The organism is Prochlorococcus marinus CUG1433 (genome assembly GCA_017644425.1).
In the GTDB taxonomy this organism is placed as follows: domain Bacteria; phylum Cyanobacteriota; class Cyanobacteriia; order PCC-6307; family Cyanobiaceae; genus Prochlorococcus_A; species Prochlorococcus_A marinus_U.
Genome location: JAEPLN010000001.1, coordinates 1,017,666 through 1,036,523, shown reverse-complemented (window position 1 = coordinate 1,036,523; position 18,858 = coordinate 1,017,666). Strand labels below are relative to the sequence as shown.

Sequence of the window (18,858 nt, the reverse complement as noted above, 5' to 3'; positions counted from 1 at the left end):
ATCTCTATTTTAGTTATGAATAGCACGCAAAACTTTGAGCAAAAACTGAAAATGTGAGTATTATAAAAAAAAAAATTATGGAAATTAACACTATTAACTTAGTTGGCAGAGCTGGTAGAGAACCAGATGTCAAATATTTTGAATCTGGCAGCATTGTAGCTAATTTCACTCTTGCAGTTAATAGAAGAAGCAGAGATGAAGAGCCAGACTGGTTTAATTTAGAGATATGGGGTAAACAAGCACAAATAGCAGCAGATTACGTAAAAAAAGGTTCTTTAATTGGAATTACAGGAAGCTTTAAAATTGATAGTTGGAAAGATAAAAATTCTGGAGAAGATAGATACAAACCAGTTGTTAGAGTGGATAGATTAAATTTACTGAGCTCAAGAAAAGAATCTGAAAATAACCAATATTCTAACAATAGTAACTCTAACGATATCCCCTTCTAAGCTTTATTTTTTTTAAAAAATCTAATAAAAAACTTTATTAAAAAATATAAGAATATTAAAATTAAAATAGGTTTAACAAAATATTTAACTTGATCTAAATAAGTTTCAATAATTGGATAATTTTCACCAAATAAATACCCTGCATAAGTAAGAAGTGCTACCCATATCAAGCTCCCAAACGTAGTCCAAATCAAAAATTTTCTTAATGGCATAAGTTCTATGCCTGCGGGAATAGAAATTAAAGTTCTTATACCTGGTACTAATCGGCCCCAAAAAACTAAAGAAACCCCGTATTTATCAAACCACCTTTTACTTTTAATTAAATCATTGGACGAAATTCCTAAATATTTTCCTTTTTTATCTAGAAAATTTGAAAGTCTTTTTTCATTTACCAATCTACCTAAATAATACCAAGGCAATGATCCTAAAATAGTTCCAATTAATCCCCAAAAAACTAAAATATAAAAATTCAATTTTTGTTGATAAACAAAAAACCCTCCCAATGGCATTATTATTTCCGAAGGGATTGGAGGTATTATGTTTTCTAAAAACATAGCCAAACAAATAGTGAGGTATGCAATTGTTGAATTCTTTTCAACAGCCAAACTAATATAGTCAGGGATTGAAGTAAGAAAATTTACAAAAATTAAACTCAAACTTAGTATCTATAAAGATCTGGTTTATAAGGACCTTCAACAGAAACATTAATATAATCAGCTTGTTCCTTAGTCAATTTTGTTAGTTTTGCGCCAATTTTATCTAGATGTAATCTAGCTACCATTTCATCTAAGTGTTTTGGTAAAACATAAACCTCCTTAGCATATTTTTCTGACTTATTGAAAAGTTCAATTTGAGCTAGTACTTGATTAGTAAAAGAATTACTCATAACAAAACTTGGATGTCCAGTAGCACAACCCAAGTTAACTAATCTACCCTCAGCTAAAAGAATTATTTTATTGCCACTCGGTAAAGTTATGTGATCAACTTGCGGCTTAATATTTTCCCATGGATAATCTTTCAAAGAAGCCACATCAATTTCATTATCGAAATGGCCGATATTGCAGACTATGGCCTCATCTTTCATCTTGACAAGATTTTCGTTTGTTATCACCTGATAGTTCCCAGTTGCTGTAACAAATATATCTATGTCTTCCACAACATCGTCTAATGTAACAACGCTAAAACCTTCCATAGCCGCTTGAAGTGCACAAATTGGATCGACTTCAGCAACTTTTACAATTGCACCAAGTCCTCTTAGAGACTGAGCTGAACCTTTACCTACATCTCCAAAACCCATAACTAAAGCAACCTTCCCAGCAATCATCACGTCAGTAGCACGCTTAATACTGTCAACTAGAGATTCACGACAACCATATAAATTATCAAATTTACTCTTAGTTACTGAATCATTAACGTTGATAGCAGGGAAAGGTAAAGCATTTTGCTTTTGCAGCTGATAAAGTCTTGCAACTCCCGTTGTAGTTTCTTCAGTGACACCGATGATATTACTCTTAATTCTAGAATAGAAATCACTGTCATTTTCCAACTTAGACTTAATAGAATTGAATAAAGCAATTTCTTCTTCATTACCAGGATTATCTAAAACAGATAAATCTTTTTCTGCTTTACTACCGAGTATCAATAAGCCAGTTGCATCTCCCCCATCATCAAGAATCATATTTGGAGAGTCTGAACCCCAATCAAGGATATTGTGAGTGTATTGCCAATATTCATCAAGCGTCTCACCTTTTTTTGCGTATACAGAAATTCCTTGATCTGCAATAGCTGCAGCAGCATGATCTTGAGTTGAAAAAATATTACATGAAGCCCATTTTACTTCAGCACCAAGATCAACAAGAGTTTCAATTAAGACCGCTGTTTGAATAGTCATATGAAGACTTCCAGCTATTTTTGCTCCTTTTAGTGGCTTTTCAGATTGATATTTATCTCTAAGTGCCATTAATCCAGGCATTTCCGTTTCTGCAATTTTAATTTCTTTACGACCAAAATCTGATAAAGAGATATCAGCGATAACGTAATTAGGTGTAGAGGTCTTAATTGAATCTGCGATAACCATATCTAATAAATACTTTTTCTATTAAACTATATATGATTTTTGTGTAATTTTGTGTTTGTTGAGAATTTAAAAGAGACTTTAAATTTAGGGAAAAAACTCTCACACAAATTAAATCCTCAATCAATTGTTTTATTACAGGGTCCAATTGGGGCTGGGAAAACTTCATTTGTTCAAGGGATTGCCAAAGGCTTATCAATCTCTGATGACATTACAAGCCCTTCATTTGCTTTATCGCATCACTATAACTCCGGAAAAATTCCACTCATTCACCTTGATTTGTACAGGTTAGAAAATGTTTCTTCAGCAAAAGAAGTTTTTTTTTCAGAAGAAGAAGAGGCAATACAGAGACAAGCTATTTTAGTTATTGAATGGCCAGAATTAATAGAATCAGTAGTTGATAATTTCTGGAAAATAGAAATTAGTTACGCAAAAAATTTTGGAAGGCACTACGAAATAAGAGATCCCAAAAATTTATTAACTTTCTCATAGTCTGGTTGTTGCTCTATGGCTCCTTCACCAAGACAAGTTAAAAATCCACAAACACCGGCGAACTTAATGTAATCTTCTATCTTCTGTTTATTTAAAGGATAGCCAGAAGAAATAAATTTTGAAATTAAGCCTGCGAGAAAAGCATCCCCTGCGCCAGTTGTATCAACAATTTTTTGAGAAGTGGGAGTTTCGGTAATTCCCTGCAATTCATTGATGTACCATGAAACGGGATTTTTTCCATCAGTTATTATTACATCTGGTCTATTAGACAATTTTTGAGAAATTAGAAATGGATTATCATCATCAAAAAACAAATTTGCTTCTTCCTTAGCAAGTTTTAAAATATTTGCATTATTTAAAAATTTCTTGATTAAATTAACTCTCGCGGCTTTAGTAATTTCTGAAGAAAAACTTGAATGATCCCAAAAGACCTCTCTCCAATTCAAATCAATAACTATTTTGACTTCAAATTTTTTAGCCTGTTCAAGAAGAAAAACAATAGCTTCTGCTGAAATTGGACATGATAATAAAATCGTTCCTGTAATCAAATATTTTGTTTCTAGAAAAGATTTCTCCAACTTTAAAATTTTTTTTTCGATTAATTTCTTTCTAAGAACTTCGTCTGCAAAGCATGAATGAGAACTCTCCTCAAATCCTGAAAAAAAACGATCTCCAAATTGATCTCTATCTACATTAACCACGCGAGTAGATGAATTATTATCTAATTGCAAGAAATCTAAGTTAACGTCCAATTTATTAAATTGCGTAATAAATTTTTTTCCACAATCATCACCACCCAAACTTCCTATAAATGTTGAATCTATTTTTAATTTTCTTAGAGCACAAGCAACATTAGCCGGTGCACCACCCAAAAAATCTGTAAATCCTTGATTTGACTCATTTCTAATTCTGTCTACTAAAGCCTCTCCAACACATATGACCTTTCTCTTTTTCATAAAATGAACGTTTTTCTTAACTAAGAATAATTTATTAAAAAACGAATAATTTTTTTTTTAATTAAAGTTTAATTAAAATCAAATTCAAAGTGTCTTTAAAAAAATCTGAAACTTGGAAGTGGAAAAATTGGGAAATTTCTTGGTCTTTATCAAAACAATCTACGTCTAAAAAAAATATTAAAGTTTTATTAATTCATGGATTTGGGGCATCAAAAAACCACTGGAGACATAATCAAGATTTTCTTGGTAATTTTTCTAACTGCTACGCAATTGACTTATTAGGATTTGGAAAAAGCAGTCAGCCTAATGCTTTATTAAATTATGAACCTGAAAAAGAAAACTCAATTAAATATTCATTTGACTTATGGGGTAATCAAATATCAACATTTTGTGCAGAAGTAATAAAATCTCCTGTTTACTTGGTAGGAAATTCAATTGGTGGTGTTATTGCATTGAAAGCAGCCGAAAACCTTAAAGATAATTGCAAGGGCGTTATTTTGATTGATTGTGCACAAAGAACTATGGATGATAAACGTTTAAAAAAAAGTAATATCATAATGAATCTACTAAGACCCGTTCTTAAAACAATAGTCAGGCAAAGAGTAATAAGTAATACACTTTTTACAAGAGCTGCTAATCCAAAAGTTATAAAAAAAATACTTGAACAAGCTTACCCTTCAGGAAAAAATGTAGATGAAGAATTGATTAAAATACTTTATCAACCCTCTCAAAGGCAAAATTCTAAAGAAGCATTCCGTGGATTTATTAACTTATTTGATGACTATCTTGCTACAGATCTTTTTGATAAGGTTGACATACCAATCCAACTAATATGGGGAGAAAAAGATCCCTGGGAATCATTAGGTGAAGCAAAAGAATGGAAGAAGAAGTTTAAAAATATTAAAAGATTAGATATTATTGAGGGCGCCGGACATTGCCCACATGATGAAGAACCTGAAAAAACAAATAATTTAATACATGAATTTCTTCAGGAAACAAAATAAGCTTCTACATTATCACTAAGTCTTCTTAAGCCTCTCAATCCATCTCGTTCTAGATTTCTTACTCGATCTCTACTAATTCCTAATACCCTCCCGATTCCTGTAAGAGACATTGGCTCGTCTCCATCCATACCGTATCTCATTCTTAAAACTCTACATTGAAGATCAGGCAATTGATGTAGTAGGGAGTGAAGATCGCCTCTCATACAATCCATCTCTATTTGTTCGTCTGGCAAATCCTCACCACCTGCTAGTAGATCTAATAAAACTGTGTCTTCACCATCACCAACCTTGGTTTCAAGACTAACTGGTTGTCCAGCTTTACACATCAAATCTTTAACATCTTCTTCTGGCAGCTCTACGTATTTTGCAAGTTCACTTACTGTTGGGGTTCTAGACATCTCTTGACTCAGCTCTCTTTGACCTTTTTTCAATTTATTCAACATCTCAGTAATGTGAATTGGTAGCCTTATTGCTCTACTTTTTTCAGCAATTGCTCTAGTAATACCCTGCCTAATCCACCAATATGCATATGTAGAAAACTTATAACCTCTGGCTGGATCAAATTTCTCAACTCCCCTTACAAGCCCAATTGTTCCCTCCTGAATTAAATCTAATAGTTCCATATTTCTCTTAGTATATTTTTTTGCAACACTTACAACTAACCTCAAATTTGCGGCCACCATTCTTTCTTTAGCTCTTTGTCCAGCTCTTAATCTTTTCTTGATTATGGAAGAGGATAGATTTAATTTTTCTGATAATTCGTCAACGCTGGGTTTATCTCCTGTTAATTCAATAATTTCTAATTCTGCTCTTTCGACTTGCATATATTCCTGAACCTGCCTACCTAAAGTAATTTCTTGCTCATGAGAAAGTAGAGGAACTCTACCAATATCTCTCAAATAAGATCTAACAAGGTCGACATCGTTACTAGCTTTTAAGCTTGCGATTGTAGTTAATTTATTCTCACTTAATGTTTCAGAGGACATGAAAACTTAATGATGTTTTGTAAACAATACCATTAAGAAATGTAAAGTTAAACAAAAAAATCCACAAATTTACAAAAATGAGAATAAATACCTAGTTGATTTAAAGGAATGAAGAGCTTAATAACCATTTTGCAGTACTTAGATAAATAAAAACACCTGCAATATCAGTAACAGTAGTTATAAAAGGAGAAGACATTAAGGCTGGATCCAATCTCATTCTGTCAAACAACAAAGGAAGAATAGCTCCTGTCGTAGCAGCTAAAGTTGTTATTGATATTAAACTTATCCCTACAGCAGATGCTATTAAAGGACCTTCTCCTTGCCACCAAGCAAAGGGGAATACTACCAGCATCATCAAAATACCTAAAAGAGCACCTGTTATTGCCTCTTTAGCAACTGCCTTAATTGCACCAAGAGACTTCAACTTCTGGGTGCTTAAACCTCTAATAACAACAGTTGAACTTTGAGCTCCAACGTTTCCACCAGTACCTATGAGAAGCGGAATAAATGCAGCCAATAATACTATTTCTTTTAATATTTGATCATTCATCGCAATTACTTTTGTCGTCAAACCATTTGCTAAAACCAAAATTAACAACCACAAAATTCTTCTTCGAGCTATCGTAAACAAACTACTTTGAAAATAGTCATCCTCATCTCCGGGTTGAACTGCCCCCGCTGCATAAATATCTCTTGTTGCTTCTTGCTCGATAACATCAATCAAATCATCGACAGTTACAATCCCGACAAGTCTTTTTTCTTTATCCACTACTGGGAGCGCCAAAAAATCATATCTTTGAATTGCTCTTGCGACTTCTTCTTGATTTGTATTAGTAGTTATATTAACTACATCTTTTGTCATTACATCTCCAATCGGCTTAGAAGGATCTGCAGTTACTAAGTCTCTCAAAGAGAGGATACCTGTTAAGTGCCTTTCTTTATCCGTTACATACAAACTGTATATTGTTTCTGTAAATGGAGCTCTTTTTCTGACCAAAGAAAGTGCCTCTGCTGCTGTTTGCATTTCTTTAAGATCTATGAATTCAGTAGTCATTAATCTTCCAGCAGTCTCAGGCTCATATCCAAGTAATTCAGCTGTTACTTTTCTTTCACCAGGACTAAGTGCAGATAAAAATTTCCTTACAACTTTTGCAGGTAATTCATCAAAAAGTTGAACCCTATCATCAGGAGACATCTTTTCAACAATTTCTAGAACTTCGCCTGAACGAAGTCTGTCTAATAAAGTTTGTTGAACTACTGGATCTAAATATTCATAAACCTCAATTGCCTCATTTTTCTTTAACAATCGAAATGCTAATGCCTGCAATATTAGTGGAAGGCTTCCAATAGCATCTGCAATATCAACAGGTTGAGAAGGCTCTAGAAGTAATTTTGCCTCGTCATAATTTCCTGCAACTAACAATTCTTCAAGTTGAATAGTAATATTTTCTCGAGTATTTAAATCTGAAGATAGGGTTGTAATCGTTTCAAGATTATTTTCATCCATAAATATAATTCCTTGTCAAAGTAACAACACCATTATATGAAATCTAAGTAATTTTTCTACTTATCCAGAACCCTAAATACATAGCGAATAAATTTACGATAAGGATTAAATTAAAAAAAATTATAAATTTTATCCAATCTCCTTGATTAACAATTTTGTATAAAAAATATATAAATCCGCTATACGATGTGAAGCAAGAAAAAAAACCGCTTAATAAAATTTTTTCGCTTGAGAAACTTAACTTTTTACTTACAATAATACCAACGAAAAAAGATCCGATTATTGAAATAATTAAATTGCTATCAATAAATATTCTTAATAAAGTACCTATGTAACAAGCTAAGAGAATATAAATAAAACTTTTGATTTTCACTTTATAAAAACCGAAATAAGAAAGTAACCTAAATAAAAGAGAATGAAAGAAATAACTATTACTTCAATGTAATGCAAAACTAATCTTAGAAATTTCTTCTTCTTAAATAGGATAAATAGTTGATAAATGAAGGAAGAAAATGTACTAAAACATCCTAAAAAACCAATGTAAAATAAAAATAATAAGTCGTTGTGAATAAAATTTAATGCCACTAAAATCCCTAAAAAAAATGATGCTATAAAATTAACTATTGAAGTATTTTGAATATCAAAACCTAAATTTATTTTTAAATTATTTTGTATGAAAAGTCTTAGTATTAATCCAAATGTACTGCCACATAAAATGAAAGCTATTGAACGAAAATCCAAAATTTACATTTTTATCCAACCTTTTGTAACCTTGCTAGGGTTATCTAATAATTTGTTAGAAGCTAATTCAACCCTTAGCCAAATTTCCCCTTCTCTAACTTTCCATTTACGTAAAACTGATAAATTTTCACCTACATCAAGAACTAATAATTCTTTAGCATGAATTTCAGGAAAAGAATAGAGAGAAATATTGGAATTCAATGTAATCTCTTTTGAATTATTAGGAAACTTGTTTTCATTTAAGCTTTTTTGAATCCCACCAGCGGGTAAGGTGATTGGACCAATTAATGCAAAAGTAATTAAACAAAAATTCTTTAGAAGATTTTTTATCATATATCTAAAGTAGCCATATCTAAGTTGCTACTATGGGTTTCAATAAATTCTCTTCTTGGGGCAACTTTATCTCCCATTAGTATGTTAAATATTCTGTCAGCTTCAAGTGCGTCTTCTATTTCAACCCTTTTCATCATTCTAGTTTGAGGATTCATGGTAGTGTCCCACAATTGTTTTGGCATCATCTCACCTAATCCCTTAAATCTTTGGATATTATAATTTGCTTTTTCTCCAAAATCTGAGATTGTATCCTTTAGTTGATTCTCGTTATAACAATATTTGTGATTCTTACCTCTTTCTACTTTATAAAGAGGGGGGCAAGCAATATATATATAACCTTTTTCAACGAGTTCTCTTTGATATCTATAGAAAAATGTCAGCAATAAAGTCCTTATATGGGCACCGTCAACATCAGCATCTGTCATTATGACAACTCTATGATATCTCAGGGAGCTGGAGTCGAACTCCTCTCCTTTTATGCCCAACCCTAGAGCTGTAATTAATGACTGAATTTCAGTATTTTTATATATTTTAGTGTCATCAGTTTTTTCTATATTGAGAATTTTTCCCCTGAGAGGCAAAATAGCTTGAAAATTTCTATCTCTTCCTTGTTTAGCAGAACCTCCAGCAGAATCCCCCTCAACAATATAAATTTCTGATTCTGAGGGATCTCTAGAACTACAATCTGCTAATTTTCCAGGCAAAGTTGAACTTTCTAAAACACTTTTTCTTCTGACTAATTCCCTAGCCCTTCTAGCAGCTTCTGCTGCATTAAATGATTGAATTGCTTTTTCAAGAATTAAATCTAATATTCCAGGGTTGAATTCCATGTATTTTGTAAGAGCCTCCCCAATAAGAGAATCTACAATTCCTCTAACTTCAGTATTCCCTAATTTTGTTTTTGTTTGCCCTTCAAATTCTGGATCTGGAACTTTAACAGATAAAACTACAGTTAAGCCCTCTCTAATATTTTCGCCAGCCAAATTTTTTTCAATATCTTTTCTTTTGCCCCTCTTCTTTGCAAGATTATTGAATGTTCTTGTCAAAACTGTTTTTAATCCTTCAATATGAGTACCTCCATCAATAGTCCTAATGTTATTTGCAAAGCCTAAAATATTATCTGAATATACATCTGAACACCATTGTAAAGCTGCCTCAACGTAGACATTTTCTTTCTCAGAGTCAACATAAATTATTTCAGGATGAATAGACTCCTTTTCTGAATTCATGTATTGAACATATTCTTTAATACCTCCTTGATATAAATATATTTCTTCCTTGAAAGATCCATCTGAGAGTTCATTCCTCTCATCTCTAAAAACAATTTTTACACCACCATTAAGATAAGCTAATTCTCTTAATCTAGACGAGAGTACATTATATTCAAATTCAATTCCTCCAGCAAAAATCGTTTTATCAGGTTTAAAGCAAATAGTTGTTCCTGTTTTCAAAGGCTTTAAAGACTGCTTTTGGGTTTGCAATTCACCTTTAGATAAGCCTTTTTCAAATCTTTGTTTAAACTCACAGCCATCTCTAAAAACAGTAACATTTACCCATTCGCTTAAAGCATTAACTACAGATATTCCTACTCCGTGCAAACCGCCTGAAACTTTATAGCCACCGCTTCCGAATTTACCCCCCGCATGCAGAACAGTTAAAACAGTTTCTAAGGCACTTTTCCCAGTCCTTGGATGAATATCAGTTGGAATACCTCTTCCATTATCAGAAATTAAAGCTGAGCCATCTGCTCGAAGAACTATTTCTATATGATCACAATGTCCTGCGAGTGCTTCATCAACTGAATTATCAACGACTTCATATACCAGATGATGCAAACCCCTAGGACCTGTAGAACCTATATACATCCCGGGGCGTTTACGAACTGGTTCAAGACCTTCTAAGACCTGAATTTGCTCCGCACCATAATCATTTGAGATTATATTAGATCTTTTGTCCTCACTCATTTAATATAAAAAAAAACATTAAACTTTTTAAAATTTAGTTTTTAAAAGTTCTTTCATTAAACTTACCACTGCAATAAGAGAAAGGCTCGAAGTCTATGAAAAATTTAATCACTTTAATTATATAACGAATAGATTTTTCTTCAGAAATTTATATGACTTTTCATCTACCTCATGTAATAGTTCTAATTGGACCAACAGCTAGTGGCAAAACAGAATTAGCAATTGAAATTGCAGAATATTTTAAAACGAGCATACATAATATCGATTCAAGACAAACTTATAAGTTTATGGATATTGGAACAGCCAAACCATCTAAGAATCAACAAAACAGAATAAAGCATTATTTGATAGATATTGCAGAGCCTATTAATCCAATAAATGTGAAACAATTTCAAGAAATTGCCAAAAAATCAATAACAAAAGAAATTAGACAAAATAATTTACCTTTTCTTGTTGGAGGAAGTGGTTTATACATGAACTCAATCACAAAAGGTTTTTTTGTCCCTAATGTCCCTCCGCAAAATAATTTGAGAAGACAATTAGAAGATCTGGGCCAGAAAGAATGTTGGGCGATGTTGAAGAATTGTGATCCAATATCAACAAAAAAAATTAATTATGCTGATCACATTAGAACAATAAGAGCTCTAGAAGTCTTTTACGTAACAGGTAAACCTTTATCCAAACAAAAAATTCAAAAACCGCCTGAATGGAAAATATTAGAGCTTGGATTACATAGAGATAATTTAAAAGAGAGAATTTTACAAAGAACAAAAAATATGTTTTTAGAGGGAATCGTTGAAGAAACTAGAGACCTTATTTCTCAATATGGGAAAGATTTACCAGCATTAGCAACTATTGGTTACCGTGAATCTAGGGATTTCTTAAATAACCATTTAACGATTGATGAGGCGATTGAGCAAACTGCCATAAAAACAATCCAATTTGCCAAAAGACAAAAAACATGGTTTCGTAATAAAAATAATCCTATTTGGCTTAATAACAAAAACCTGCTAAAAGATGCAATAATTAAAATAGAGTCTTTTTTAGGCTAACTTTATAAATAATAGATTTGTTCATCATCCAATCAATTAATTAACTAAACTGAATGCCACCACGCCCACGATTTGACCGCCGCGCTCCAGTTAGAGAGCTCCCAAATATTAATGAAAGGATAAAATACCCTCAATTGAGAGTTGTTGATTCAGACGGAAAACAATTAGGTGTAATAGATAGATTGAAAGCATTAGAAATAGCATCACAAAGAGAACTTGATTTGGTTTTAGTTAGTGAAAAAGCAAATCCTCCTGTTTGTAGAATAATGGACTATGGAAAATATAAATTTGAACAAGAAAAAAAAGCAAAAGAAGCAAGAAAAAAATCTCATCAAACAGAAGTTAAAGAAGTTAAAATGAGGTACAAAATTGATAAGCATGATTATGACGTTCGAATTGGTCAAGCTACTAAATTTTTAAAATCGGGAGACAAAGTAAAATGCACTGTAATTTTTAGAGGCAGAGAAATTCAACACTCAAATTTAGCTGAAACACTTCTTTTAAAAATGGCTAATGATTTAGAAGAGCAATCAGAAGTGCAACAAAAGCCAAAAAGAGAGGGTAGAAACATGATTATGTTTTTAAGCCCCAGGAAAACTCCCCTAATTAAAAAAGATTCAGAGTAAATAATTATTATCGAAAAACTATGACAAATGTTAAAGTGTCACTATTGATAAAAATGAATTAGTAAGGATTTTTTTAAAGTGAGATTTCATATTCAACAAGAAAGTGATATCCCAGCATCAACGCAACTATATAATCAAATTTGCTTTGCTATAGCAGCTAGACATTATCCTCCAGGTCATAGACTTCCAAGCACTAGACAACTTGCAATGCAAACTGGGCTCCATAGGAATACTATAAGTAAAGTTTATAGACAACTTGAAATTGATGGAGTTGTTGAAGCAATAGCTGGATCAGGTATTTATGTTAGAGATAATCTTACAAAAAGAGACTTAAAAAAATCAATCTACTCAAAAGGCAAAATTAGTAAACCCCCAGATCAAGAAGCAAAAAAGGCTATTGACAACTTCATAAATCTTGGCTGTACCTTACAAGAAATAAGGGAAATATTAACTAATGAAATTGATTGGCGCATTAAATGTGGATCAAAAATTATAGTCAGTACTCCTAGAGAAGATATAGGCGCCTCTATGTTAATAGCAGAAGACCTTTCTCCAAAAATTAATGTGCCCGTAGAAGTTATTCCTATGGAAGAATTAGAAAAAGTTTTAAGTAGTTCAAATAATGGAACTATTGTTACAAGCAGATATTTTTTACAACCTTTAGAAAAAGTTGCTAAGCAATATGGAGTTCGTGCTGTCGCAGTTGATTTGAGCGACTTTCAAAAAGAATTAAAAATACTCAAAGAATTAAGTGCTGGGAGTTGTGTAGGTATTGTCAGCATTAGCCCTGGTTTATTGCGAGCAGCAGAAGTTATCATACACAGCATGCGAGGTAGTGAATTAATGCTTATGACAGCGATCTCAGATAACAGCAGCAGATTATTATCGCTTTTAAAAGCTTCCAACCACATAGTGTGTGATGGACCTAGTTTATCAGTTGTAGAAAACACATTATTAAAAAATCGTTCTCAACTTATAAGGTTACCTCAAATAATATGCGCCAAAAATTATTTGAGTGTAGAAACAATAAATCAATTAAAAAAAGAAATTGGGGTTGCAATTAAACAATGATACTAAGAACTTTTAAATCAGATATAGAAATTATCAAAGAAAGAGATCCAGCTGCTAGAGGAATTTTAGAAATTTTTCTATGCTATCCAGGCTTTCAATCAATAGTTATTCATAGATTTACTCATAAATTATGGAAATTAAAAATTCCTTTAATTCCTCGTTTTTTAAGCCATCTCAATAGGCTAATGACAGGAATTGAAATTCATCCTGGGGCCAAAATTGGTAAAAGAGTTTTTATAGATCATGGTATGGGAGTTGTCATTGGAGAAACAGCTGAGATTGGAAATAATTGTCTACTTTATCAGGGAGTGACATTAGGGGGGACTGGTAAAAGTCACGGGAAAAGACACCCAACCTTGAGAGAGAATGTTGTTGTTGGGGCAGGTGCAAAAGTTTTAGGATCCATAACAGTAGGATCTAATACCCGTATTGGTGCAGGTTCAGTAGTTGTTCGTAATGTAGAAGGGAACAGCACCGTGGTAGGGATTCCAGGCAGAGTTGTTCATCAAAGTGGGGTCAAAGTGAATCCACTTGCGCATTCTGCATTACCAGATGCGGAAGCTAATGTGATCAAAAATTTAATGGATAGAATAGATTCTCTTGAAAATCAAATTCTCAAATTACAAAAAACTTTACAGTGTCTAGCCAACTCAGAATCTATTGATATTTCAAAACTTGGTAATGCACAAAATCTTAAAGACAAAGAAATTATAGAATTTCTTGGTGACGATTAAATCTTCATTTAATTTTTATTATCCATACCAGTTTTAGGTTGAAACATAAACATTGAGTAGATAACATTTCTTCTCATATTTGTCATCATCTCGAGAAACATATCGTATCCTTCATTTTTATATTCGATGAGAGGGTCTTTCTGTCCATAACCTCTCAATCCAACTGATTCTCTTAAGGAGTCCATGGATTGAAGATGTTCACGCCATAAATTATCAATTTGCTGCAAAATAAAAAACCTTTCAGCTTCTCTCATTAGTCCTTGCCGAATCTTTTCTATTTGTGATTCCTTTAAATCATAAGCTATTCGCAATTGCTCTTGAAGATAGTTTTTTAATTCTTCTATTGAAAGTAAATTAATATCATCAGATTTAAGATCATCTAATAAATAGACAAATTCTTTGACTTTAGAAATTAATTGATCAATATTCCATTCTTCAGGAGGAAGATCAGGGTTAATATAAGCATCTACAATTTCACTCATGGTTCTTTCTCCATATCCAATTACTTGTTTCTTTAAATCTATTCCTTTCAATACTCTTAGTCTTTCGCCATAAACTGCTTTTCTTTGATTGTTCATTACCTCGTCGTATTCAAAAACTTGTTTTCTAATATCGTAATAGTATGTTTCAACTTTCTTTTGAGCACTTTCTAGAGACCTAGTAAGCATTCCTGACTCAATAGGCATGTCTTCATCAACCCTAAAAGCATTCATTAGATTTGCTACTCTATCACCTCCAAAAATCCTTAATAAATTATCATCTAAAGATAAAAAGAATCTTGTACTTCCAAGATCACCTTGTCTTCCTGCTCTTCCTCTAAGTTGATTATCTACTCTTCTTGATTCATGTCTCTCAGTACCAATGACATGTAAACCTCCAGCCTCTCTCACTTTTTCTTCTTCATGAATCAAAACTTTTTCATATTCTTTTTTTACATCAGACAAAGATTCTCTCAAAAGCTTTATCAAGTTATCTTCAGTTGGTGCTTTTTCTGCAGCTGTAGCTATCCTGTCATCAAGCTCCAAGACAGAAAGTTGTCTATCTCCCCAATTTTTAACAAGTTCATCAGATAAAAGAGAGAGTTTCTTTTCGATTGCTTCATCTAATTTGCAAGGAAAAAGACTTGTTGAAGAATTTGAAATATTTTTTTTCAAAGTTGAACCAGCTTTTATAGAAAAACCACCCTTAGATTTTGAATTTCTTTGTTTAGGTATTGGTGGTTTATGCTCATTATCAGGCTTAACTAACAAAGGAATTAAAATTTCTTTTAATTTAAGCCTTGCCATATAGTCACTATTACCGCCAAGAATAATATCTGTTCCCCTTCCAGCCATATTAGTTGCAATAGTAACAGCACCCGCTCTTCCTGCCTGAGCAACAATTTCTGCTTCACGTTCAACGTTCTCTGGCTTAGCATTTAACAAATTATGTGGAATTTTTTCTTCAGATAAAAGTGAACTTAATAATTCACTTTTTTCAACACTTGTTGTACCAACTAAAACAGGTCTACCCCCTCTATGAATTTGTGCAGTTTCTTTAGCAACGGCTTTCCATTTACCGATCTCTGTCTTAAATACTTGATCAGACCAATCTTGTCTCTTTCTTATTTGATTTGTCGGTATAACTGTTGATTCTAATTTATAAGTTTTTTCAAATTCAACCTCCTCAGTTTTTGCAGTTCCTGTCATTCCTGCTAAACCAGGATATAAAAGAAAAAAATTCTGATAAGTTATTGATGCTAATGTTTGAGTCTCAGGCTGAATTTTAAGACTCTCTTTCGCTTCTATTGCCTGATGTTGTCCATCACTCCAACGTCTTCCTGGCATTACCCTACCAGTAAATTCATCAACTATGACAGCCTCATCGTTCTTAATAATATAATTCACATCTTTTATAAATAATTCTTTAGCTTTTAAAGCATTAGTTATGTAATGCGCCCAAGGATCTTGAGGATTGTATAAATCATTAACTCCCAAATACTCTTCACATTTTGCGAAACCCTGATCAGTTAAGATACAACTTCTCTGTTTTTCATCAACTTCATAATCGCCTTCTGGATCAATACCATCTTTACTTAATTCTTTTGCTTTGACTAATGCCAGAGATAATTCTGCAGCTTTTTGATATTTTTCTTGTGGTCTTTCAACTTGGCCAGAAATGATCAGAGGCGTTCTTGCTTCGTCAATTAATATTGAATCAACCTCATCAATTACGCAGTAATTAAATTTTCTTTGAACTACCTCACTAATATCGGTAGCCATATTATCTCTTAAATAATCAAATCCTAATTCTGAATTTGTGGCATAAGTTATATCACAATCATAATTTTTCTTTCTCTCAACTGGATTCATATCTTGCTGAATCAAACCAACAGATAAACCTAAAAAGCGATGAACTTGTCCCATCCACTCTGCATCCCTTCTAGCCAAATAATCATTTACCGTAACAACATGAACACCTTTCCCCGTAAGAGCATTTAAATAACAAGGTAATGTTGCTACAAGAGTTTTTCCCTCTCCAGTCTTCATTTCAGCAATTTGACACTCATTCAAAACCATTCCGCCTATTAACTGAACATCGAAGTGTCTCATATCAAGAACACGTTTACTTGCTTCTCTTACGATTGCAAAGGCTTTAGGAAGAAATTCTTCCAGGAGTTCTTTTTGTTTTTTAAAATCTAATTCTGCTGAAATATTTGATTTAAGATTTTGAGTTTCTTTTCTAAGCTCATCATCAGTCAATTGCGAAATTTCGTCTTCTAAGAAATTTATCTCTTCCACTATTGGTTGATAGCGCTTTAACTTTCGTGTATTCGGATCTCCCAACAAAAGTTTTAGCATAAGTCAAAGCCCTTAAAAAATTCATCTTATTACAAACATTATAAATTAGTGCGTTACAACAAAATGAAGAAAGCTATTATCTCTTTATTTAATAGAAACGATCGATTAAGGTATTTAGATTAAAGTCATAAAAATAGCCTAGCTGACATCACTTTTCAAAAATCTTTTTAATAAATGAAAGAAATATCTCTAATCAAACATTCTAAAGGAGCTTTAGGATTAAGGGTTTTTGGATTAGGCCCTAATCTTAAACCAACAAACGGATTAATTAAGCTACAAAAATTACTAGATACCAATGCTTTCTGGGCAAAAAATAGAACAATTAATGATCTAAAAAAATGTCTCGCTAACAGTGATGTCGTAATAAGTCTCTGGGTTGGTAAGGAAATAGTTGGTTTTGGTAGAGCTTTAACCGATGGGATTTATCGGGGAGTGCTTTGGGATATTGTCATAGATCAAAATCACCAAGGCAAAGGTTTTGGCACATTAATTGTAAAAAATCTTTTATCTTCAAAAAAAATTAAAAATACAAAAAAATTATATTTAATGACAACAAATAAAAAATTGTTTTATTCTCAATTTGATTTTATAGAAGTTAATTCTCAAAATTTATTAATTCGTGAAATATAAAGCACTCTGTTTCTAATAAAAACAAAATCAAGATACAAATTTACTATAAAGCCATCTTATAAAAGGTCCTAAAATAGGCACTGGTCCAAAAGTTGGGCCACAAAAATCAAAATAATCTCTGTGCTCCTTTATTAATCCATTTTCACCAAATAATAAACGAGTAGTTCCAGGATAAATAAATTCTTTACCCATAATTTTTAAACCCATTGTCCATTCAACAAATCCACAATCCCCAGTTATGGAAATTGCATGAGTTTCTAAAAAAACATCATCACATCTTTTAACTAGCTTTTCTTGAGCTTTAACATAAGAATCTAAGCCCTCTGTTTCCTGAGTTGGGTCTGTAAAAATAACATTCTCATTATAAAATTCAGCCCATTTTTGTTTTGTTGGAGCATCTGTGCCATAAGGTTTAGTAAATAATCCCTTTAAATCCTCAATAGAAATAACTCTTGTCATTACGAAATTTTTATTGAAAATATTTTAAAAGATATAAACATTAAAAGCGGATGAAGAGATTCGAACTCTCGACATTCTCCTTGGCAAGGAGATGCTCTACCACTGAGCTACATCCGCATAAGTCTTATTTTATCTCAAAGAAGGGATCAATGATAAAAATAATTAAATTTTTTCAATTAATTTAAATTTTTAATTAAGGATCCCATCTCAATTGCTTGTAAAGCATAATTCCAACCAAGATTATTTTTAATCCCTGCTCTTTCTAAAGCCTGCTGCATAGTATCAGTAGTTAAAACTCCAAAAATAATTGGAACATTATTTTCATTTGAAACTTGCGAAATACCTTTGCTCGCCTCAGATATAACTACATCATAGTGGGAAGTTTCACCACGGATCACAGCCCCAAGAGCAATTACAACGTCATAACTCTTTTTTTTCATGAGGGTTTTAGCTGCGATTGGTAATTCAAATGAACCAGGAACCCAAGCTATATCTACTTGATTACTTAATTCAGAAGTATCTAAACCATGTCTTTTTAAACAATCAAGACATCCAGATAGAATTTTATTTGTAATTAAATCATTAAATCTTGCTATTACAATCCCAACTTTTAAAGTAGAGGCATTAGTAAAAGAACCCTCAAAAATAGCCATTAAATTTTAGTTAGATATATTAATAGACTCTCACGAAAAGGTATTAAGTTCAAACTAATGAAGAAACTATCCCTGTAACAAAAACTAAAACAACCCAAACAGCCGCAATAGAATAAATTTTTCTCCTACTTTCTCGCTGTCCTTCCTCAGTAGAAGGTTGAGTTACATATAAAACGGGTACTCCAACTACAGCGATTAAAGAAGCAAATAATAGAGCATTTACGAAGAAAAAGTTAACAGCCTGCATAATTCAGTCTTAGGTTTCAAATATTATAAATACTATAATC

Annotated in this window: 21 protein-coding genes and 1 tRNA gene; 8 read left to right on the top strand and 14 right to left on the bottom strand. The window is 32.3% G+C overall.

Translation table 11 applies throughout. From position 1 onward, the window contains the following. Window positions 1-77 precede the first annotated feature (77 nt). Window positions 78-449 carry a single-stranded DNA-binding protein gene (locus JJ842_05850; protein MBO6971435.1) on the top strand — a complete coding sequence of 124 codons (372 nt, stop codon included), beginning with the start codon at window positions 78-80 and terminating at the stop codon, window positions 447-449. Here the strand turns inward: JJ842_05850 and JJ842_05845 are convergent. Both JJ842_05845 and JJ842_05840 read right to left on the bottom strand, forming a co-directional pair. Beyond that, on the bottom strand, window positions 446-1,105 hold the full coding sequence (locus JJ842_05845; protein ID MBO6971434.1) for a DedA family protein: 660 nt from the start codon (window positions 1,103-1,105) through the stop codon (window positions 446-448). The two genes, JJ842_05850 and JJ842_05845, sit on opposite strands and share 4 nt — an antisense overlap. A 2-nt stretch (window positions 1,106-1,107) precedes the next feature. Beyond that, entirely contained in the window at window positions 1,108-2,526 is a 1,419-nt protein-coding gene (locus JJ842_05840) for an adenosylhomocysteinase (protein MBO6971433.1), read from the bottom strand. 51 nt (window positions 2,527-2,577) lie between these two features. On the opposite strand from JJ842_05840, the gene tsaE reads away from it, so the two are divergent. Beyond that, window positions 2,578-3,015 carry a tRNA (adenosine(37)-N6)-threonylcarbamoyltransferase complex ATPase subunit type 1 TsaE gene (tsaE, locus tag JJ842_05835; GenBank protein ID MBO6971432.1) on the top strand — a complete coding sequence of 146 codons (438 nt, stop codon included), beginning with the start codon at window positions 2,578-2,580 and terminating at the stop codon, window positions 3,013-3,015. On the opposite strand, the gene JJ842_05830 is transcribed toward tsaE, so the two are convergent. Next, on the bottom strand, window positions 2,973-3,971 hold the full coding sequence (locus JJ842_05830; protein ID MBO6971431.1) for a carbohydrate kinase: 999 nt from the start codon (window positions 3,969-3,971) through the stop codon (window positions 2,973-2,975). The genes tsaE and JJ842_05830 overlap by 43 nt on opposite strands. Before the next feature lie 89 nt (window positions 3,972-4,060). On the opposite strand from JJ842_05830, the gene JJ842_05825 reads away from it, so the two are divergent. Continuing rightward, a complete protein-coding gene (locus tag JJ842_05825) occupies window positions 4,061-4,975 on the top strand; it encodes an alpha/beta fold hydrolase (GenBank protein ID MBO6971430.1) in 915 nt (304 codons plus the stop codon). On the opposite strand, the gene JJ842_05820 is transcribed toward JJ842_05825, so the two are convergent. The 6 genes from JJ842_05820 to gyrB form a co-directional block, all read right to left on the bottom strand. Continuing rightward, the gene (locus JJ842_05820) at window positions 4,960-5,961 is read right to left on the bottom strand and encodes an RpoD/SigA family RNA polymerase sigma factor (GenBank protein ID MBO6971429.1); all 1,002 of its coding nucleotides are present in this window, start codon (window positions 5,959-5,961) and stop codon (window positions 4,960-4,962) included. The two genes, JJ842_05825 and JJ842_05820, sit on opposite strands and share 16 nt — an antisense overlap. 100 nt (window positions 5,962-6,061) lie before the next feature. Then, complete coding sequence (gene mgtE, locus JJ842_05815; GenBank protein MBO6971428.1) at window positions 6,062-7,468, bottom strand: magnesium transporter; 1,407 nt, start codon at window positions 7,466-7,468, stop codon at window positions 6,062-6,064. 43 nt (window positions 7,469-7,511) lie between these two features. After that, window positions 7,512-7,841 carry a CrcB family protein gene (locus JJ842_05810; GenBank protein MBO6971427.1) on the bottom strand — a complete coding sequence of 110 codons (330 nt, stop codon included), beginning with the start codon at window positions 7,839-7,841 and terminating at the stop codon, window positions 7,512-7,514. Beyond that, a complete protein-coding gene (locus JJ842_05805) occupies window positions 7,838-8,209 on the bottom strand; it encodes a CrcB family protein (protein MBO6971426.1) in 372 nt (123 codons plus the stop codon). Before JJ842_05805 ends, JJ842_05810 begins: the two co-directional genes overlap by 4 nt. A gap of 3 nt (window positions 8,210-8,212) precedes the next feature. After that, window positions 8,213-8,542, bottom strand: coding sequence for a hypothetical protein (locus JJ842_05800; protein ID MBO6971425.1), 330 nt, complete (start codon window positions 8,540-8,542; stop codon window positions 8,213-8,215). After that, window positions 8,539-10,506 carry a DNA topoisomerase (ATP-hydrolyzing) subunit B gene (gene gyrB / locus JJ842_05795; protein ID MBO6971424.1) on the bottom strand — a complete coding sequence of 656 codons (1,968 nt, stop codon included), beginning with the start codon at window positions 10,504-10,506 and terminating at the stop codon, window positions 8,539-8,541. The genes JJ842_05800 and gyrB overlap by 4 nt, the downstream gene beginning before the upstream one ends. 152 nt (window positions 10,507-10,658) lie before the next feature. On the opposite strand from gyrB, the gene miaA reads away from it, so the two are divergent. From miaA to cysE, 4 genes are all read left to right on the top strand, one after another. Further along, the gene (gene miaA, locus JJ842_05790; GenBank protein ID MBO6971423.1) at window positions 10,659-11,558 is read left to right on the top strand and encodes a tRNA (adenosine(37)-N6)-dimethylallyltransferase MiaA; all 900 of its coding nucleotides are present in this window, start codon (window positions 10,659-10,661) and stop codon (window positions 11,556-11,558) included. Window positions 11,559-11,611: 53 nt separating this feature from the next. Further along, on the top strand, window positions 11,612-12,184 hold the full coding sequence (locus JJ842_05785) for a translation initiation factor IF-3 (protein ID MBO6971422.1): 573 nt from the start codon (window positions 11,612-11,614) through the stop codon (window positions 12,182-12,184). A 78-nt stretch (window positions 12,185-12,262) separates the two neighbouring features. After that, entirely contained in the window at window positions 12,263-13,255 is a 993-nt protein-coding gene (locus JJ842_05780) for a GntR family transcriptional regulator (protein MBO6971421.1), read from the top strand. After that, window positions 13,255-13,989 (top strand): serine O-acetyltransferase, encoded by a 735-nt coding sequence (cysE, locus tag JJ842_05775; GenBank protein ID MBO6971420.1) that lies wholly within the window; start codon window positions 13,255-13,257, stop codon window positions 13,987-13,989. Before JJ842_05780 ends, cysE begins: the two co-directional genes overlap by 1 nt. Before the next feature lie 8 nt (window positions 13,990-13,997). Here cysE and secA read toward each other — a convergent pair whose 3' ends face one another. After that, window positions 13,998-16,829 carry a preprotein translocase subunit SecA gene (secA, locus tag JJ842_05770; GenBank protein ID MBO6971419.1) on the bottom strand — a complete coding sequence of 944 codons (2,832 nt, stop codon included), beginning with the start codon at window positions 16,827-16,829 and terminating at the stop codon, window positions 13,998-14,000. A gap of 174 nt (window positions 16,830-17,003) precedes the next feature. Between secA and JJ842_05765 the strand changes: the two genes are divergently transcribed. Continuing rightward, entirely contained in the window at window positions 17,004-17,459 is a 456-nt protein-coding gene (locus JJ842_05765) for a GNAT family N-acetyltransferase (GenBank protein ID MBO6971418.1), read from the top strand. Window positions 17,460-17,486: 27 nt separating this feature from the next. Here JJ842_05765 and JJ842_05760 read toward each other — a convergent pair whose 3' ends face one another. The 4 genes from JJ842_05760 to psbZ all read right to left on the bottom strand — a co-directional run bounded on the left by JJ842_05760 (window position 17,487) and on the right by psbZ (window position 18,818). After that, window positions 17,487-17,918 carry a nuclear transport factor 2 family protein gene (locus tag JJ842_05760; protein MBO6971417.1) on the bottom strand — a complete coding sequence of 144 codons (432 nt, stop codon included), beginning with the start codon at window positions 17,916-17,918 and terminating at the stop codon, window positions 17,487-17,489. 45 nt (window positions 17,919-17,963) lie between these two features. Then, window positions 17,964-18,035 (bottom strand) — tRNA-Gly (locus JJ842_05755). A 59-nt stretch (window positions 18,036-18,094) separates the two neighbouring features. Continuing rightward, a complete protein-coding gene (locus tag JJ842_05750; protein ID MBO6971416.1) occupies window positions 18,095-18,571 on the bottom strand; it encodes a 6,7-dimethyl-8-ribityllumazine synthase in 477 nt (158 codons plus the stop codon). Between the two features lie 49 nt (window positions 18,572-18,620). Continuing rightward, window positions 18,621-18,818: a photosystem II core protein PsbZ gene (gene psbZ / locus JJ842_05745; GenBank protein ID MBO6971415.1), complete on the bottom strand. Its 198-nt coding sequence runs from the start codon at window positions 18,816-18,818 to the stop codon at window positions 18,621-18,623. Window positions 18,819-18,858 lie beyond the last annotated feature (40 nt).

Coding starts and splice junctions, on each gene's coding strand:
- JJ842_05850 (MBO6971435.1), top strand. CDS start 78: ATGGAAATTAACACTATTAACTTAGTTGGCAGAGCTGGTAGAGAACCA.
- JJ842_05840 (MBO6971433.1), bottom strand. CDS start 2,526: ATGGTTATCGCAGATTCAATTAAGACCTCTACACCTAATTACGTTATC.
- JJ842_05830 (MBO6971431.1), bottom strand. CDS start 3,971: ATGAAAAAGAGAAAGGTCATATGTGTTGGAGAGGCTTTAGTAGACAGA.
- JJ842_05820 (MBO6971429.1), bottom strand. CDS start 5,961: ATGTCCTCTGAAACATTAAGTGAGAATAAATTAACTACAATCGCAAGC.
- mgtE (MBO6971428.1), bottom strand. CDS start 7,468: ATGGATGAAAATAATCTTGAAACGATTACAACCCTATCTTCAGATTTA.
- JJ842_05800 (MBO6971425.1), bottom strand. CDS start 8,542: ATGATAAAAAATCTTCTAAAGAATTTTTGTTTAATTACTTTTGCATTA.
- gyrB (MBO6971424.1), bottom strand. CDS start 10,506: ATGAGTGAGGACAAAAGATCTAATATAATCTCAAATGATTATGGTGCG.
- miaA (MBO6971423.1), top strand. CDS start 10,659: ATGACTTTTCATCTACCTCATGTAATAGTTCTAATTGGACCAACAGCT.
- JJ842_05785 (MBO6971422.1), top strand. CDS start 11,612: ATGCCACCACGCCCACGATTTGACCGCCGCGCTCCAGTTAGAGAGCTC.
- secA (MBO6971419.1), bottom strand. CDS start 16,829: ATGCTAAAACTTTTGTTGGGAGATCCGAATACACGAAAGTTAAAGCGC.
- JJ842_05765 (MBO6971418.1), top strand. CDS start 17,004: ATGAAAGAAATATCTCTAATCAAACATTCTAAAGGAGCTTTAGGATTA.
- JJ842_05760 (MBO6971417.1), bottom strand. CDS start 17,918: ATGACAAGAGTTATTTCTATTGAGGATTTAAAGGGATTATTTACTAAA.
- JJ842_05750 (MBO6971416.1), bottom strand. CDS start 18,571: ATGGCTATTTTTGAGGGTTCTTTTACTAATGCCTCTACTTTAAAAGTT.
- psbZ (MBO6971415.1), bottom strand. CDS start 18,818: ATGCAGGCTGTTAACTTTTTCTTCGTAAATGCTCTATTATTTGCTTCT.